At 60.7% G+C, this 16,399-nt stretch carries 15 protein-coding genes; 7 read left to right on the forward strand and 8 right to left on the reverse strand.

Features of this window, described 5'->3' with window-relative positions; translation table 11 throughout:
• Window positions 1-102: 102 nt before the first annotated feature.
• From dxs to ispG, 7 genes are all read right to left on the reverse strand, one after another.
• Window positions 103-2,001, reverse strand: a complete 1,899-nt coding sequence (gene dxs / locus ACUZ9Q_RS08320) for a 1-deoxy-D-xylulose-5-phosphate synthase (protein WP_215647859.1) — start codon at window positions 1,999-2,001, stop codon at window positions 103-105.
• On the reverse strand, window positions 2,002-2,895 hold the full coding sequence (locus ACUZ9Q_RS08325) for a polyprenyl synthetase family protein (RefSeq protein WP_449247674.1): 894 nt from the start codon (window positions 2,893-2,895) through the stop codon (window positions 2,002-2,004).
• A gap of 3 nt (window positions 2,896-2,898) precedes the next feature.
• On the reverse strand, window positions 2,899-3,159 hold the full coding sequence (gene xseB / locus ACUZ9Q_RS08330; protein WP_192111962.1) for an exodeoxyribonuclease VII small subunit: 261 nt from the start codon (window positions 3,157-3,159) through the stop codon (window positions 2,899-2,901).
• Window positions 3,156-4,088 (reverse strand): M23 family metallopeptidase, encoded by a 933-nt coding sequence (locus ACUZ9Q_RS08335; RefSeq protein ID WP_449247675.1) that lies wholly within the window; start codon window positions 4,086-4,088, stop codon window positions 3,156-3,158. The genes xseB and ACUZ9Q_RS08335 overlap by 4 nt, the downstream gene beginning before the upstream one ends.
• Window positions 4,088-5,617 (reverse strand): exodeoxyribonuclease VII large subunit, encoded by a 1,530-nt coding sequence (gene xseA, locus ACUZ9Q_RS08340; RefSeq protein WP_215647857.1) that lies wholly within the window; start codon window positions 5,615-5,617, stop codon window positions 4,088-4,090. The genes ACUZ9Q_RS08335 and xseA overlap by 1 nt, the downstream gene beginning before the upstream one ends.
• 127 nt (window positions 5,618-5,744) lie before the next feature.
• Entirely contained in the window at window positions 5,745-7,475 is a 1,731-nt protein-coding gene (locus tag ACUZ9Q_RS08345; protein ID WP_449247676.1) for a proline--tRNA ligase, read from the reverse strand.
• Window positions 7,475-8,548 (reverse strand): flavodoxin-dependent (E)-4-hydroxy-3-methylbut-2-enyl-diphosphate synthase, encoded by a 1,074-nt coding sequence (gene ispG, locus ACUZ9Q_RS08350; protein ID WP_449247677.1) that lies wholly within the window; start codon window positions 8,546-8,548, stop codon window positions 7,475-7,477. Before ispG ends, ACUZ9Q_RS08345 begins: the two co-directional genes overlap by 1 nt.
• A 431-nt stretch (window positions 8,549-8,979) precedes the next feature.
• Between ispG and ACUZ9Q_RS08355 the strand changes: the two genes are divergently transcribed.
• The 4 genes from ACUZ9Q_RS08355 (at window position 8,980) to ychF (ending at window position 11,964) form a co-directional block, all read left to right on the forward strand.
• Window positions 8,980-9,648, forward strand: a complete 669-nt coding sequence (locus ACUZ9Q_RS08355; RefSeq protein ID WP_215647854.1) for a FlgO family outer membrane protein — start codon at window positions 8,980-8,982, stop codon at window positions 9,646-9,648.
• A gap of 13 nt (window positions 9,649-9,661) precedes the next feature.
• Window positions 9,662-10,015, forward strand: a complete 354-nt coding sequence (locus tag ACUZ9Q_RS08360) for a hypothetical protein (protein WP_449247678.1) — start codon at window positions 9,662-9,664, stop codon at window positions 10,013-10,015.
• Between the two features lie 8 nt (window positions 10,016-10,023).
• Window positions 10,024-10,632, forward strand: a complete 609-nt coding sequence (locus ACUZ9Q_RS08365; RefSeq protein WP_215647853.1) for a FlgO family outer membrane protein — start codon at window positions 10,024-10,026, stop codon at window positions 10,630-10,632.
• A gap of 231 nt (window positions 10,633-10,863) precedes the next feature.
• Complete coding sequence (ychF, locus tag ACUZ9Q_RS08370) at window positions 10,864-11,964, forward strand: redox-regulated ATPase YchF (protein WP_449247679.1); 1,101 nt, start codon at window positions 10,864-10,866, stop codon at window positions 11,962-11,964.
• 387 nt (window positions 11,965-12,351) lie between these two features.
• On the opposite strand, the gene ACUZ9Q_RS08375 is transcribed toward ychF, so the two are convergent.
• Entirely contained in the window at window positions 12,352-13,686 is a 1,335-nt protein-coding gene (locus ACUZ9Q_RS08375) for a UDP-glucose dehydrogenase family protein (protein ID WP_192111970.1), read from the reverse strand.
• Window positions 13,687-13,850: 164 nt separating this feature from the next.
• Between ACUZ9Q_RS08375 and ACUZ9Q_RS08380 the strand changes: the two genes are divergently transcribed.
• Genes ACUZ9Q_RS08380 through ACUZ9Q_RS08390 form a run of 3 tightly spaced genes read left to right on the forward strand, consistent with a single transcriptional unit; the run spans window position 13,851 to window position 16,370 of the window.
• Window positions 13,851-14,222 (forward strand): holo-[acyl-carrier-protein] synthase, encoded by a 372-nt coding sequence (locus ACUZ9Q_RS08380; protein ID WP_449247680.1) that lies wholly within the window; start codon window positions 13,851-13,853, stop codon window positions 14,220-14,222.
• A 1-nt stretch (window position 14,223) separates the two neighbouring features.
• Window positions 14,224-15,891: an NAD(P)H-hydrate dehydratase gene (locus ACUZ9Q_RS08385; RefSeq protein ID WP_449247681.1), complete on the forward strand. Its 1,668-nt coding sequence runs from the start codon at window positions 14,224-14,226 to the stop codon at window positions 15,889-15,891.
• A complete protein-coding gene (locus ACUZ9Q_RS08390) occupies window positions 15,879-16,370 on the forward strand; it encodes a tRNA (adenosine(37)-N6)-threonylcarbamoyltransferase complex ATPase subunit type 1 TsaE (RefSeq protein WP_192111972.1) in 492 nt (163 codons plus the stop codon). Before ACUZ9Q_RS08385 ends, ACUZ9Q_RS08390 begins: the two co-directional genes overlap by 13 nt.
• The last annotated feature ends 29 nt before the right edge of the window (window positions 16,371-16,399 follow it).

Below are 16,399 nucleotides of genomic sequence, written 5' to 3' on the forward strand. Positions count from 1 at the left end.
CACTGCCGCAAATTAGTTTTTCTCCCACACAATACAAAACTGCCGGGATTTTGATGCATCAAAATCCCGGCAGTTTTATTTTCAAGAACTTCTATTGCCCTATTACTTTCCCAAAAGTTCCAGCATGGCCTCGGCAATATTGTTGGTGCGCAGGCCCACAAGTTCGCGCAGACGCAACTGGCTGCCGTGCTCCACAAAATGGTCGGGCAGACCAAGGCGTTTGATGCGCTGGCCGCGCATGAGGCCACGGTCATTCCAGAATTCCAGCACTGCGGATGAAAAACCGCCAGCCAACACGCCTTCTTCCACCATAAGAATACGGTCAAAGTTTTGGGCGATTTCGGCCAGTTGTTCTTCCGGCAAGGGTTTGATCCAGACCGGGTCGAACACAAGGGGCTTCACACCTGTTTGCCGCTCCACCATGGCCGCAGCTTCCAGCGCAGGATGCGCGCGGTTGCCCACGGCTATCACCGCAAGGCCTTCGCCCTGTTGCAGCACTTCGCCCCGGCCGGGGGTCAACAGCCGCGGCGCGCCGTCAGGGGCAACGCCAAAGGCGCTGCCGCGCGGATACCGCAGGGCGCACGGGCCGGGATGGCACAAAGCCGTGTGCAGGCTATGACGCAGCAAATTTTCATCGCGCGGGGCCAGCATGGAGATATTGGGAATATGCCGCAGATAGGCGATATCAAAGGCCCCGTGGTGGGTCGCTCCATCCTCGCCCACAAGGCCTGCGCGGTCTACGCAGAAGGTAACGGGCAGATTTTGCAGACATACATCGTGCACAACCTGATCGTACGAGCGCTGCAAAAAGGTGGAATACACGGCCAGCGCGGGCCGATAGCCCTGGCTGGCAAGGCCCGCCGCAAAGGTCACGGCGTGCTGCTCGCAAATGCCCACATCCACAAAGCGGTCGGGGAAACGCGCGCGGAACTTGTCCGTGCCTGTGCCTTCGGGCATGGCCGCCGTGATAGCAATGATCTTGTCGTTATGCTCGGCAAGCTCTGTCAGCGTATTGCTGAACACCGTGGTGAACGAGGGCAACTTGGCTGTGGAAGCCACAGGCTGCCCGGTTTCGGGCGTGAACAGGCCGATGCCGTGGTACAGTGTGGGATTTTTCTCCGCCGGGCCGTAGCCCTTGCCCTTCTGGGTGCGCACGTGCAGCAGCACCGGGCCGTCCTCAATGGCGGCGGCCATTTCCAGATGGCGGCGCAGGCTTGTGATGTCGTGCCCGTCCACCGGGCCGATGTAGTTGAAGCGAAACGCCTCAAACAGCATGCCCGGCGTAAAGAACGACTTGAAGCTCCATTCGCCGCGCATGGCGTATACGGCCAGCTTTTGGCCGATGCGCGGAATGGAGCGCAGGAAATTAAGCACTTCCTTGCGGGTTTGCCGCACCCAGCGCTGCGAAAGCGTGCGGCTCAAAAACAGCGAAAGCGCGCCCACATTGGGCGAAATGGACATTTCATTGTCGTTGAGCACCACAATGAGCCGCCGCCCCATGTGCCCGGCAAGGTTCAGGCCCTCAAAGGCCTCGCCCGCCGTCAGCGAGCCATCGCCGATAACGGCCAGCACGTGATGCTTGAGACAGGAAAGATCGCGGGCCAAAGCCATGCCCAGAGCCGCAGAAATGGACGTGGAAGAATGCCCCACGCCAAAATGGTCGTACGGGCTTTCTGCCATGCGCGGAAAGCCAGAAATGCCGCCAAAAGACCGCAGGGTGTGAAAATTCTTGGCGCGCCCGGTCAGCAATTTGTAGGCGTAGGCCTGATGCCCCACGTCCCAGATGAGCTTGTCGTGCTCCACATTAAAGGTCGCCAGCAGGGCCAGCGTCAGCTCAACCACGCCCAGAGAGGGCGCAAGATGCCCGCCGTTGCGGGAGACGGTTTCAATGATGCGGCTGCGCACCTCGCCAGCCAGTTGGGCAAGCTGCGCGTCAGAAAATTTGTTCAGTTGCGCCGGGCTGCTCACAGCATCCAGCAATGGGCTTTCTGTGGTGTCCATTTAGGCCGCCCTCGTTACCGTGTAGTCGGCCAATGCCCGCAGAAAATCCGCTTCCTGCCCGTCAAACGGGGCCAGCGCGGCCTGCGCGGCCTGAGCCTGCGCGCGCGCCAGTTCCCGGCTTTTTTCAAGCCCTAGCAGGGCGGGATAGGTGCTCTTGCCCTGCTCCTCGTCGCTGCCCGCAGGTTTGCCCAGAGTTTCAGTGTCGGAAACCACATCAAGGATGTCGTCCGCAATCTGAAATGCCACGCCAAGCGCAGCGCCGTAGGCGGCAATGGCCTCGCGCGCGGGCGTTTCCGCACCGGCAAGAATGGCCCCGCATACGCATGATGCCCGCAGCAGCGCCCCAGTTTTCATGGCGTGCACGGCGCGCATCTGCTCAAGCGTGATGGAAGACGCGCCCGTATAGATCATGTCCCATTCCTGCCCGCCCACCATGCCGGAAGACCCCGCCGCAAACGAAAGCTCGGCAACGGCGTCCAGCACACGATCAGGGGATTCCGCAGTGCGGCACATGACCATGAATGCGTCCGTCAGCAGGCCATCGCCCGCCAGTATGGCCGTGGCTTCATCAAAAGCTTTGTGGTTCGAGGGCTTGCCCCGGCGCAGATCATCGTTATCCATGGCGGGGAGGTCGTCATGGATGAGCGAATAGGTGTGGATCATCTCGATAGCGGCAGCAAAGGGCATGCTGCGCTGGGGCGAAAGACCGCACAGGGCGGCAGTGCTCAGGCACAAAACAGGGCGCAAACGCTTGCCCCTGGCTTGCAGGCTGTACAGCATGGAATCCTTGAGCCTCTGCGGCACATCGCGGCCGTCAAGACAGGTGGCCAGATAGGCTTCCACATCCTTGCCCCGCGAGTGCAGCAGGGCCTTCATGTCAGCAACGCTCATCATCGCCTATTCCGCCTCCTCTTCTGCGTTCAGCCCGCTTGCCGCCACAGGGCGTGACTCAAGGGGACGAGCCTGACCATCCTGCCAGATTTCAAGCTCGTGCCGGGCTTTGTCGAGCTGCTCGCGGCAATAGCGCGAGCACGCCGCTCCTTCCTTATACAGGGCCATGCCCTTTTCCAGGGGCAGGTCGCCGCTTTCAAGCGCCGCTACGATCTCCTGAAGCCGGGCCATCTTTTTTTCAAAAGTATTGTCTGTCTTGGCGCTCATGGATTGTTTCCCCTGGCGTTCCCGGTTGTCAAAAAGGGCTGCGGGTCAACCGACTCGCCCTGAACCAGAAGCGAAAGATGCAGATGCGGCCCGGTAACGCGGCCCGTGGCCCCTACCAGCCCGATAACCTGCCCCTTGCGCACCCGATCGCCATTTTGCACCAGTATTTCAGAGAGGTGCAGATACGCGGTGAACACCCCTTCGCCGTGATTGATGTACACTACATTACCAGAGAAGTACAAATTCCCCGTAAGGCCCACCTGACCATCGGCGCAGGCAAGCACAGGCTGCCCCTGCGGGCCGCGCAGATCAAGGCCCTTGTGCACCCCGCGCGGCTGCCCGTTGAACACGCGTTTGAGGCCGTACAGGCTTGAAACATCGCCGGGCACAGGCCGCACAAAGGGCAGCACCCAGAAGCGTTCGGGCAGACGCTGGGCCAGGGCCTGGCGCACAAGTTCCCTGTCGGCCTTGATGCGCGCCATTTCCGCCGCCGGGGGATCAACGTATTTTTTATCAACGTTCAGTTTCTGCACCGGGCGGTCTTTGTCAAAAAAAGCGATCTTGCGCACTACTGCGGGGGCATCCTTGCCGTTGCCCGTGGAGACGGCAAGATCACGCGCGGATTCCTTTTCTTCCAGCGGCACGGGCAGCAACATGACGGCCTGCCAGCGCGTTGCAGCGCCCGCAGCGGTATTGGCGCTCACCTGCTCCGCCCTGGCCTCGTAGGTTTTGCCCAGCCAGCGGAACGTAAAGGACTTTGCGGGCGCGTCGCTCACCGCCAGGGCGGGAAAGGCATCCCCCCTGGCTACGGATTCAGGCGCGTCAAGCGCGAGGGCTGGCGTGGGGGATGGCGCAGCCAGAACGGCTGCAGGAACAAAAATAAAAGCCCCCGCCAACAGAACCACGAGCATGCGCGTGAGCACAGACATCAGCTATTCCGTCCTTGTTTTTTGGCAACCGGCAACGCGCCTGTATCAGAGTCGGGCGAAGCGTCTGGCGCAACGTCTGGCAGCACCTTGTTGACCACGGCGGCAAGGCTGCCATCCGCCAGCCGCACCGTGATGGCGCTGCCCGCAGGAGCCTCCGTCACCGTGCGCAGCAGGCCGCCATCCGCACCATGCACAAGGGCATAGCCGCGCCTGAGGGGCGCGAGGGGGTTGGCGGCTGCCAAAGCAAATTCGCATTTATCCAGTTCGCGCCCGGTGCGGGCAAGCATTTCCTGCCCTGCCGCCTGCAAGCGCTGCCGCGCGGCATCATACCGTTGTTCCTGCGCGGCCAGCATGCGCGGCATGGCCGCAGCCAGACTGGCGGAAAGAGCCTCTACCCTGCTGCCCAGCACATCCAGCCGCGAAGGGCTGAAGGCGTTCTGCAGGGCGCGCTCAAGCCTGTCGCGCCGGGCCTCTGTGGTGTCGAGCCACTGGCGCGCGGCCCTGTGCAAGGAACGGTGCAGACCGTCAAGCTGCTCCGCCAGGCGGGCCTGATGCCGCATGGGCGAAAACCAGCGCAGGGCGTTTTCAAACTGCGCGAGGCTCTGTCCCGCTGTTTCCAGCCGCCGCCGCGCCGCCCGCACAAGGGCCGCCTCCGCCTCGTCAACCTTTTGCATCAGCTCGGCCCGCGCGGGCCAGAGCAGTTGCGCCGCATGCGAGGGCGTTGCCGCGCGCAGGTCTGCCGTCATGTCGGCAAGGGTAACGTCCACCTCATGCCCGATGCCCGCCAGCACCGGCAGGCGCGACTCAAACACTGCCTCGGCCACGGCTTCTTCATTAAAGGCCCACAAATCTTCCAGCGAGCCCCCGCCGCGCACCAGCACAACGGCCTGCGCCCAGCCCTGCGCATTGGCCTCGTGCAGCGCCCGTACAATGGAGGGGGCAGCATCCGCCCCCTGCACCAGGGCCGGGAACAGACGAATGCGCGCCCCGCTGCCCCGGCTGGCCGCAAGCTCCATAAAATCATGGATAGCCGCGCCCGTTGGGGAGGTGATAAGGGCCACGCGCTGCGGATCATACGGCAGGGGCCGTTTGCGCTCTTGGCTGAAATAGCCCAGAGCCGCCAGCTTGCGCTTGCTGGCCTCAAAGGCCTGCGCAAGCAACCCCTCGCCCGCTGGCTGCACCAGCTCCACGGCAAGCTGATACTGGCCGCGCGGCGCATACAGGGTGATGCGCCCTGCGCACAGCACATCCAGCCCGTTGCGCAAAAGCTCCAGCGGCGAAGGACGCGGCGCGTCAAAAACCTCGCCTGTCAACGGATCAAAACCCTGACTGTTCTGCCGCTGCATGTGCCTGAACCACACGCACTGCAACTGCGCATCGGCATCCTTGAGGGTAAAATAGACGTGCCCGGAGCCGGGACGGGTCAGGTTGGTCACCTCGCCCCGCACCCAGACAAAGGGGAAACGTCCCTCAAGGGTTTTGCGCAGCTGTTCCGTGAGTTCACGGACAGACAGTATGGCTTCCTGCATGGTGCTCCGCGTGCGGCTATCTATCTGAAAAAAGGCTTTTTTGTCGTAAAAGGGGCACTGTCAGTGCCCCTTTTACATTACCTCAACCTATAAAAACCCTCAGACCGTTGCGTGAGAGGCATTACCCCTAGGCCTGCTGCTGCGCCCACCCCTCGCGAACCTTGGCGGCCCAGTCAGAAAAAGCTTCAGCCATTGCATCGGCGGGCAGTTCGCCCTTTTCGCCGCTGCGGCGATCCTTACATTCCACAATGCCCTTGGCCAGACCCTTGCCGCCCACCACGAGCTGCATGGGAATACCCAACAAATCCGCATCCTTGAACTTGACACCGGGACGTTCGTCACGGTCGTCCATGAGTACGTCCACGCCCATATCCTTGAGCATGGCGTAGATCTGCTCGACCTTGGCGTTGACCTCTTCGTTGCGCGGGTCAAGGTTCAGCAGGATGCAGTCGTAAGGAGCCAGCGGCGGCGGGAACACAATGCCGTGCTCGTCGTTGTTCTGCTCGATGGCGGCTGCGGCCACGCGGGAAACGCCGATGCCGTAACAGCCCATGATCATGATCTGTTCCTTGCCGTTTTCGTCAAGGAAGGCGGCATGCATGGCATCGCTGTATTTGCGGCCAAGCATGAACACGTGGCCCACTTCGATGCCGCGCGTAAGCTCAATGCGGCCACCGCAGCGGGGGCATGTGTCTTCGGGCGTGATGGCGCGCAGGTCGGCCCAGACGGTCACCGTGGCGTCGCGCTTGAGGTCAACGTGCACAAGGTGGGCATCGCCGGCGTTGGCGCCTACCACGTAATCTGTGGCGCCTTGCAGTTCTGCATCGGCGTAGACCGGGATTTCCAGCCCCACAGGCCCGGCAAAGCCCACAGGAGCCTTGGTGATCTGCTGCACGGTGGCGGCGTCAGCCATGACCACATCCTGCGCGTTGAGCAGGTTCTTGAGCTTGATGTCGTTCACTTCGCGGTCGCCGCGCACCAGCACGGCCACGGGCTTGCCGTCCACCTTGAAGAGCATGGTCTTGACCACGGAGGAGGCGGGCACGCCCAGCAGGGCCGCCACTTCTTCCACCGTGTGGGCATTGGGGGTGGCAACCTTCTCTGCCGGAGCGCAGGTAACCGTGCAGGGTTTGCCGTTCCAGGCCACTTCGGCGCGCTCCACGTTGGCCGCGTAGTCGCAGTGATGGCAGAAAGCGATGGTGTCTTCGCCCGTTTCAGCCAGCACCATGAATTCGTGCGAGAAGTTGCCGCCGATGGAGCCGGAGTCGGCCTCCACAGGGCGAAACTTGAGGCCAAGGCGCTGGAAAATACGCTTGTAGGCCGCGTGGCAGGCCCAGTAGTTCTGCTGTGCGCCTTCTTCCGTGGCGTCAAAGGAATAGCCGTCCTTCATGATAAATTCGCGCCCGCGCATCAGGCCGAAACGGGGGCGGATTTCATCGCGGAACTTGGTCTGAATCTGGTACAGACGCACAGGAAGCTGACGGTAGGAGCGCACTTCGCCGCGCACGAGGTCGGTGATGACTTCTTCGTGCGTGGGGCCAAGGCAGTATTCGCGCTCGTTGCGATCCTTGAAGCGCAGCAGTTCCTTGCCGTAATGCTCCCAGCGGCCCGATTCTTTCCACAGGTCGGCGGGCTGCACCATGGGCATGAGCAGTTCTTCAAAGTAGGCGACGGCCATTTCTTCGCGCACGACGCGGCTTATTTTTTCAATCACCTTCAGGCCCAGCGGCAGATAGGTGTACATGCCCGAAGTAAGCCTGCGCACCATACCGGCGCGCAGCAAAAGCTTGTGGCTGATTACCTCGGCATCCGCCGGAGATTCCTTGAGGGTGGGAATATAGCAGTTGCTGAAACGCATTACTGTGATTCCTTTTCGTTGAGCAGTTGTTGCAGTTCTTCCATAAAAGCCGCCAGCAGGGCCTCCTGCCCTTTGACCGAGCGGATGACCTCGCCCTTGCGAAATATGATGCCCTTGTCGCGCCCGCCCGCAACGCCCAGATCGGCCTCGCGGGCCTCGCCCGGCCCGTTGACCACGCAGCCCATGACCGCCACCTTGATGTCGGCCTTTGAGGTAGCTAAGCGGTCTTCCACCGCGCGGGCCAGCGAAAACAGGTCAATCTCCGTGCGCCCGCAGGTGGGGCACGAGATGATTTCCGGCCCGCGCGAGCGCAGCCCAAGGGCGCGCAATATTTCCCACGCCACGGTTACTTCTTCCACCGGGTCGGCGGTGAGCGAAACGCGCAGGGTGTCGCCAATGCCCTCGTGCAGCAGGATACCAAGCCCCACGGCAGATTTTACCGTGCCGCGCATGAGGCCCCCGGCCTCGGTAACGCCGATGTGCAGGGGGTAGTCGCAAGCTTCGGCAAGCTTGCGGTAGGAGGCAATGGTATCAAGCACAGAGGAGGACTTGAGCGAAATTTTGGTATCGTAAAAACCGCGCGCCTCAAGCATGCGCACATGGGTGAGAGCGCTTTCCACCAGCGCCTCAGGGCAGGGGCCGCCGTACTGCTGGAGCAGGCGCTTTTCCACCGAGCCGGAGTTGACCCCCACGCGAATGACCGCCCCGTGGGCCTTGGCGGCATCCACCACGCGGTCCACGTGTTCCTTGGGGCCGATATTGCCGGGGTTGATGCGCAGGCCTTCAAGCCCGGCCTCCAGAGAGGCCACGGCAAGGCGGTAATCAAAATGTATGTCCGCTATGAGCGGCAGGCGCGTACCCGCACGGATGGCGGGCAAGGCCGCAACGGCAGCCTCGTCCGGCACTGCCACGCGCACGGCCTCGCAGCCGCGCGCCTCAAGCCGCGCAATCTGCGCAAGCGTTGCCTCGGCATCGCGGGTGTCTGTATTGGTCATGCTCTGCACCATAACAGGCGCACCGCCGCCAATGGAAAGCCCGCCCAGACGGATGGCGCGGGTTGTGTGCTTGTGCATGCTTCCCTCACAAAAACAAGTGGAGCCACGGCGCAAAGCCACGGCACTCCGTAAACGAGTCTTCTATGCTATTTCCCCCTGCAAGCCAAGTGCGCGCAGCACGGGCCGCGCTGCGGGCTTTGCGGCAAGGCTTGCCGCATGCTCCCTGATCCTGAACCGCATAAAATCCCTTTTGGACAGAGTGATTCCAAGCAACCGTGGGGCAAATGCGCTATCTGGAACGTGTCTTGCAAAGTTTTGAAAAAAGGTCGTAGGCTGACGTTTTTTCCGTCAGCACTCAAGTTGGCGGCCATTGTGACGATAAGACTATGGTAAGAGCAGTTCCGCTGGGCAGTGGGCAATACCCCGGCAAACGAGGAATTATCCCGCCGGGGATCCATCGGGATCAAGGCGCGAGGGACTGCATCAGAGCAACTTCACTCGGGGTTTGTATGCATATAATGCCGCGTCTTCTTATGCTTTGCGCACTTTTGCTGCCGCTCTTTTCCGGCTGCGCCAAAAGTGGGCCTTCCGCGCTTTCGCCCGGCTATACGGACGCCGTGGAGCTGAAGCTCAAAAGTCGCGAACTGGCCGAGCAGATGCTTGCCACCATGCCCAACGACGCCATTCAGGGCTTTGTGGCCATGCCCACGGCCTTTGTGAACCAGAACAACACCTCGCAAAGCTCGCCCATGGGCAGGCTGATGGCTGAATCGCTGTTTTATGAATTCAACCAGCGTGGCTTTCCCACGCGCGAATACAGGCTGAACGGGGCTATCAACGTTCAGGGCGGGCGCGATGACCTCGCCCTTGCCGCCAACCAGATGGTTTCAACCACCGGGCAAAAATGGGCCGCCCTTGTTGTGGGCACCTATTATGTGGATAAGGACGCAACCTTTATCAACGCCCGGCTGGTGCGCGCCAGCGATGGCCTTGTGATGCGCACGGGCCAGCTTGTGCTGGTGAATACCCCCATCGTGACGCGCATGGCCGAGGCCGATGTGCCACCGCCGGTAAAGGCCACGGCCAGCAGCGCCCCAGCCAAACCGGCCCCAACTTCGCTCTATACGCCTGCCAGCAGCATCAGCAGCGGCACGCTTGTAATCAAACAAGGCCGGTAATGCCGGAATTGCCATGAAAAAAATGTTGAACAACATCTGCGCACTTTGCCTTATGGCCTCATGCGCCCTGCCCCTTGCGGCACTGCCAGCCAGCGCGCTGGCCGACAGCATGTCGTCATACAGCGGGCAGGCCAATGATGCCCAGGCAAAGCGCGAGGCAAAGGAACGGGCCAACTATCTTTCTGATGCCAACGAGCACAGCCTGGTCTATCTTGGTCAGGCCCGTCAGTTCCGCGAACAGGGGCGCTATGAGCTTGCGCGGCAGCGCTATCTTCAGGCCCTTTCCATCTGTGCCGATGACCAGACCCTTGGTATCATAAAAAGAGAACTGAACGGCGTTGAACTGCTTTTGCGCACCATGCGCTGAGGATCACCATGAACCGCTTTTTCATTACCATTCTTGTGCTTGCGGCCCTGCTCTTTCCGCTCACGGCGGCGGCAGCCGGAAACGTGCCCACTGCTGCCGTAAGCATTGCCAAGCAGCTTGACGAACAGATCATGATGCGCTTTTCGGGCGACAGCCAGGACATGAGCCGCAAAGACCGTGAAGCTCTGGCCCGCGCCCGCATCATGATCATGGGCACCACCCCGGTCAACATCAACAATCTGGACGAAGCCTCGCCCTTGGCGCGCCAGATGACGGAAGAAATCTCCCGCTGGCTCATCAATGCGGGCTACCGCTTTCAGGAACTGCGCAAGGGGCGCGACATCCGCTTTGACAAGCTCAAGGGCGAATTTATCCTGACGCGCGACGTGCGCCAGCTTGCCAGCCCCAGCGGCACCAGTCAGGCCATACTGGCGGGCACCTATGTGACTACCAGCGAACAGGTGCGCTTCAGCATCCGGCTTATCCACACCTCAAGCAATGAGGTGCTGGCCATGGGCACGGCCACTGTGCCCATTACGGACGACCTGCGGCCCCTCGTGCGCGAGGCCCGGCCCGGCGACGGGCTTGCGCCCTCGGTGAGCACACGGCTTCAGTAGCGTCCTTGCCTCATACGCGCTTTGCGTCTATAACATGCCCGCGCCTGTCTGCTTGACGGCGCGGGTTGCCTTTGGGGCTGCCGCTGTTTTCAACAATTCCGTCTTGCCCACAGGGGCAATAGCGTAAACGATCCGTGAACCCGGGCCGCTGATTTTGCTGGCGGCCAATCCCGCGCGGGCACGCCGCCCACTGCGGGCTATACGCCTTTTTGCGCGCAGCAAGGAGACAACATGTCGCTCAGTATTGGTATTGTGGGCCTGCCCAACGTTGGCAAATCCACCCTTTTCAACGCCCTGACCAAGGCTCAGAACGCTCAGGCCGCCAACTACCCCTTCTGCACCATTGAACCCAACAAGGCCACGGTGGCGGTGCCGGACAAGCGGGTGGACGCCCTGACAGCCAAGGCCAAGCCCAAGAAGACCATTTACGCCAGTGTGGATTTTATCGACATTGCAGGTCTGGTACGCGGCGCAAGCAAGGGTGAAGGGCTGGGCAACCAGTTTTTGGGCAACATTCGCGAATGCGCGGCCATTGTGCATGTAGTGCGCTGCTTTGAGGATGAAAATATCACCCACGTGGACGGCGGCGTTGATCCCCTGCGGGATGTGGACACCATCGAAACAGAACTGCTGCTGGCCGACCTGCAAAGCGTTGAAAAGCGCTTGGACAAGCTGCAAAAGCTTGCCAAGTTTGACAAAAACGCCAAGGCATCCGCAGAAATCATGCAGACCCTGCTGGCCCAGCTCAACGACGGCAAGCCCGCGCGGGGATTTGACCTGCCTGATAACGAGAGCTTTTTGACCACATGGCGCGAACTTGGCCTGCTCACGGCCAAGCCCGTTATTTACTGCGCCAATGTGGATGAAGCCGCCGTTGCCGAGGGCAATGAATTTTCCGACAAACTTGAAGCCTTTGCCAAGGAACGCCAGTCCGGCTTTGCGCGCATTTGCGCCAAGCTTGAAGAAGAACTGCAAGGCCTGCCCGATGAGGAACAGGCGGAACTGCTCTCCTCCTACGGCATTGATGAAAGCGGCCTTGTACGCATCATCCACACCGGCTACGCCACCCTTGGCCTGTACAGCTACTTTACCGCCGGGCCGGACGAAGTCCGCGCCTGGACCATCCACAAGGGCTGGAAGGCCCCGCAGGCCGCTGGCGTCATCCATACAGACTTTGAGCGCGGCTTTATCCGGGCCGAAGTTATCTCCTACGCCGACTACATGAGCCACGAAAGCGAAGCGGCTTGCCGCGCTGATGGCGTCTTGCGCGTGGAAGGCAAGGAATATGTGGTCAACGACGGCGACGTCATGCATTTCCTGTTCAACGTGTAGGGGCTGTTTCTAAATAATTCTTTTGGCCGATCACTGCGTCATCCAACATTTTTTACTCCAGTCATGGACAGAAGAGTCCACTCCTGTCGTAAAAAATACTGTTTTCCTTGTCCTCGGCGCAAAATCTTTTATTTAGAAACAGCCCCTAGAGCAGATTAACTTTGAAATACTTCTCATTTCAAAGTGTTCATTATATAATGCCAAAAGGCTCTGTCCCACAGGAACAGAGCCTTTTTTATGACAAAAGCCGCCCGGAGCATCGGCTCCGGGCGGCTTCAACCATTTCAAACTATCTACTGAGCATTTTTACAAGGGGCTGTTAACACCAGGAGTAATTTTGCTCCCTGACGCAGGCAAGGGGCAAAAGGGTCATCGTGTTAACAGGCTCTAGTCGGCGCGGCGGCCAATGCAGAAATACGCAAACCCGCGCTGCGCCATGAAGTTGGGCGAGTACAGGTTGCGGCCGTCAAACAGCAGGGGGGCGGTCAGCAGGCCCTTGATCTTGTCAAAATCGGGGTTGCGGAACTGGTTCCATTCCGTAACCACCAGCAGGCCCTGAGCGCCTTCGCACGCGCCGTACTGGCTGTCCACAATTTCAACAAGCTTATTATCTTTAAAGATTTCGCGGGCATTATCGGCGGCAACCGGGTCAAAGGCGCGAACCTTCATGCCAGCGGCGGTAAGCTCGTTGACAATGCTGATGGCAGCGGCTTCGCGCATGTCGTCGGTATTGGCCTTGAAGGCCAGCCCCCACAGCGCAAGGGTTTTGCCCTTCACGCCGCCCTGGGGAGCAAAATATTCCATGATGCGGCCAGCCATGTGCTTTTTCTGGCGGGCGTTGACGTCTTCCACAGCGTTGAGCAGCTTGGGTTCCACGCCAGCCTTTTCAGCGGTGTGGATGAGCGCCTTCACGTCCTTGGGGAAGCACGAACCGCCGTAACCCACGCCGGGGTAGATGAACTGGTAGCCAATGCGGGTGTCGGAGCCGATGCCGGTGCGCACGTCGCGCACGTCCGCGCCCACTTTTTCGCAAATGGTGGCGATTTCGTTGATAAAGGAAATCTTGGTGGCAAGCATGCAGTTAGCAGCATACTTGGTCATTTCTGCGCTTCGCACGCCCATGACGATGATCTTGTCGCGGGTGCGGGCAAAGGGCGAATACAGTTCGCGCATCAGCGAAGCGGCGCGTTCGGAATCCGTACCAAGCACAACGCGGTCGGGCTTCATGAAGTCGGAGATGGCGTCGCCTTCCTTGAGGAACTCGGGGTTGGAAACCACGTCCACCTTGTAGGACACGCCGCGCGCGGCAAGCTCTTTTTCCACGAGCGCGCGCACTTCGTCAGCGGTGCCCACGGGAACCGTGGACTTGTCCACAACCACGAGGTCGTTCTGCATGTGGCGGCCAATTTCGCCAGCCACCTGACGCACATAGCTCAGATCGCACGAGCCGTCGGGCTGGGGCGGGGTGCCAACGCAGATAAAGGCGCAGTCGGCATCCGCAATGCCATCTTCAAGACGGGTAGTAAACTTGAGGCGGCCATCAGTGCGGCTGTGGCGAACCATGGGTTCAAGACCGGGTTCAAAAATATGCACGGAACCGGCATTGAGCTTTTCCACCACAGCCGGGTTAACATCCACGCAGGTCACGGTATTACCCATTTCAGCAAAGCACGCGGCGCTGACCAAGCCAACATAGCCGGTCCCGATAATGCACAACTTCATACAAAATTTCTCCGTACGTTCCCACAGCCAGCGCGCTTGACGTTACAGCGGGGAACGGGTCAGAATAGTTTAGGTTGAAAGGCAAGCAATACGCTAATTTTTTTTAATGGGCAACAGCCCTATTTGCAGTACATTTTGCCCGTACTGCATATGGTGGATAACTGATGATCGTAGGCATTGGGACTGACATTACGGGACTAGCACGCATTAAGGCAAGTTACGACAGGTTTGGAGAGCGCTTTTTGCAAAAGATCCTTACCCCCGATGAACTGAAACTCGTGCCGGAGAATCCTATTGCCTACATTTCCGGTCGGTTTGCCGCCAAAGAGGCTGCGGTCAAGGCGCTCGGCACTGGCTTTAACGAGGGGATTGGCCCTCACCATATTGAGGTGCTGCGCGGCCCTGCGGGGCAACCCCTGCTCCATTTGCACGGCCCTGCGCTTGCGCGGGCTGAGGCTCTGGGCATGCGTGCCGCCCACATTTCCATAAGTCATGACCGCAATGCCGCCGTGGCGGTTGTGGTGCTGGAGGCATAACATGCCCACCTCATTTGACGATCTGTTCCCTCCCCTGCCCCTGCCCGCTGAAATGCGCCAGTGGGATGCGGAAGCCATGGCCCTTGGCCTGCCCGAAGAGCTGCTGATGGAAAATGCCGCCAGAGCGGCCTTTGACGTCTTGCGAGAATACCAGCCACAGCTAACGGGGCTGCGCGTATGGCTGCTTATGGGCAGCGGCAACAACGGCGGCGATGCCGCATGCCTTGCGCGGCATTTGCTGGACGCGGGCGCGGAACCGCTGGTGCTGCACACGCGGCCTCTTGCCGCCTGCAAGGGGGCCTGCGGCAAACATGTACGCATTGCCAGAGCCGCAGGCGTTACCTTTGAACGCTGGCGCCCGGCGGTCTTTCAAAGGGCGGAGCTACCCCATATTCTTGTGGATGGTCTGTTGGGTACAGGTTTCAGCGGTCAACTGCGACCGGATGCGCTGGAGCTTGTGCGTTCGGTCAATTCCCTGCAAAGTCGTCCCTTTGTGCTGGCACTGGATATTCCATCTGGCCTCGACGGACGCACCGGCCTGCCCATGCCGGAAGCAGTGCGCGCCACGGCCACAGTCAGCTTTGCGGCCGCCAAGCCGGGGCTGGCCTTGCCCGAGGCGCGCCCCTGGACGGGCGCGCTGCACGTGCGCAGCATTGGCATTCCCCTTGCCGCACGGCGCAAGGCTCCCTGCTCTTTTTACGTTGCTGACGGGCATTGCCTCGCCCCGCTTGCGAAGATTCAGCCCGGAGGCTTCAAAAACTCCTACGGGCATGTGCTGGTGGTTGGTGGCGCGCCCGGTCTTGGCGGAGCAGCGCATCTTGCTGCCCGTGCGGCCCTGCGCGCAGGTGCAGGCCTTGTAACCGCCGCCGCGCCCGGTGCTGGCATTGCGGATATCAAGAACGGCTGGCCCGAAATAATGACCCTGCCGCTGGGCGAGAGCGAACGCCAGTGGCCCGCCCGCCTGCCGCAAAATTTTGTGGAGTTGGCCCAACGCTGCGCTGCACTTGTGGTCGGCCCCGGCATGGGCCGGGGGCAGGACGCTGCGGCCTTTGTTGAAGCTCTTTTGGCACTGGACCACAGACCGCCCACGGTATTTGACGCCGATGCCCTGGTGCTGCTGGCCGGGCGACAAGGCCTGCTCGACCGCATAACCGCAGATGATATTCTGACGCCCCACCCCGGCGAAGCGGCAACCCTGTTGGGCTGTTCCGCAGCGGATGTTCAGACCGACCGGCAAGGCGCGCTAGAGCGCCTGCGCGATCTCTGCCGTGGCGTGATTATTCTTAAAGGAGCGGCAAGCCTCATCGGGCAGGCTGATGCCCCAACACTGCTTTGCCCCTACGATGTGCCGCAGCTTGCGGTAGGAGGCTCGGGCGATGTGCTGGCGGGCTGCGCTGGCGGGCTGCTTGCCCGGCTGCTGCCCAGCATGCAGACCGCAAAAGAGCAAGCGCAAGTGCACAACAATACCGCAAATCAGACTTTAACCCCATGCCACATGCTGGCCGGGCAGGCAGCGGCCCTGCACGCCCTTGCGGGCAAAAACCTTGCCGAACAATGGCCCCTCAGGGGCAATACGCCCTCGGCAGTGGCGGATGCATTGCCGCAAACCCTCTCTGCCTGCATGGCAGCCAGTGAATCAAAGGACGACATCCTGCCATGGCCCAGATAATCCTGCACAATCTTTCTGATACCAACCGCCTAGGGCATATGCTTGCCGAGGCTGTCGCCACCTGCGGCATTGCGGCATTGTTGCTGCGTGGCCCGCTTGGCAGCGGCAAAACCACGCTTACCCGCGCCCTGGTGGAGGCCATGCCCGGCGGCGATCAGGCCGAGGTGGGCAGCCCTTCGTTCACGCTCTGCAACTATTACCCTACCCAGCCGCCTGTCATACACAGCGATCTGTACCGCAGCCCCGGCAGTCTGCCTGATGAAATTGCCGAGGGTCTGGATAATCCGCAAATCCTGTCTGTGCTGGAATGGTCGGAATACCTGCCCGAGGCGGAAATGCCGCAAGATTATCTGGACATCTCAGTGCAACCGTGCGAAGAAAGTCGCCTACTGACGCTGCAAGCTCATGGCCCTATTGCCACTGAGCTTTTGCGCCACCTGCGCCGAAATTGGCCTGTGGACAGTCCTGACCACGGGTAACCAGTTCCGGGGTGGGCTGACCTGTTGTA

This window comes from Desulfovibrio desulfopostgatei, assembly GCF_053570645.1.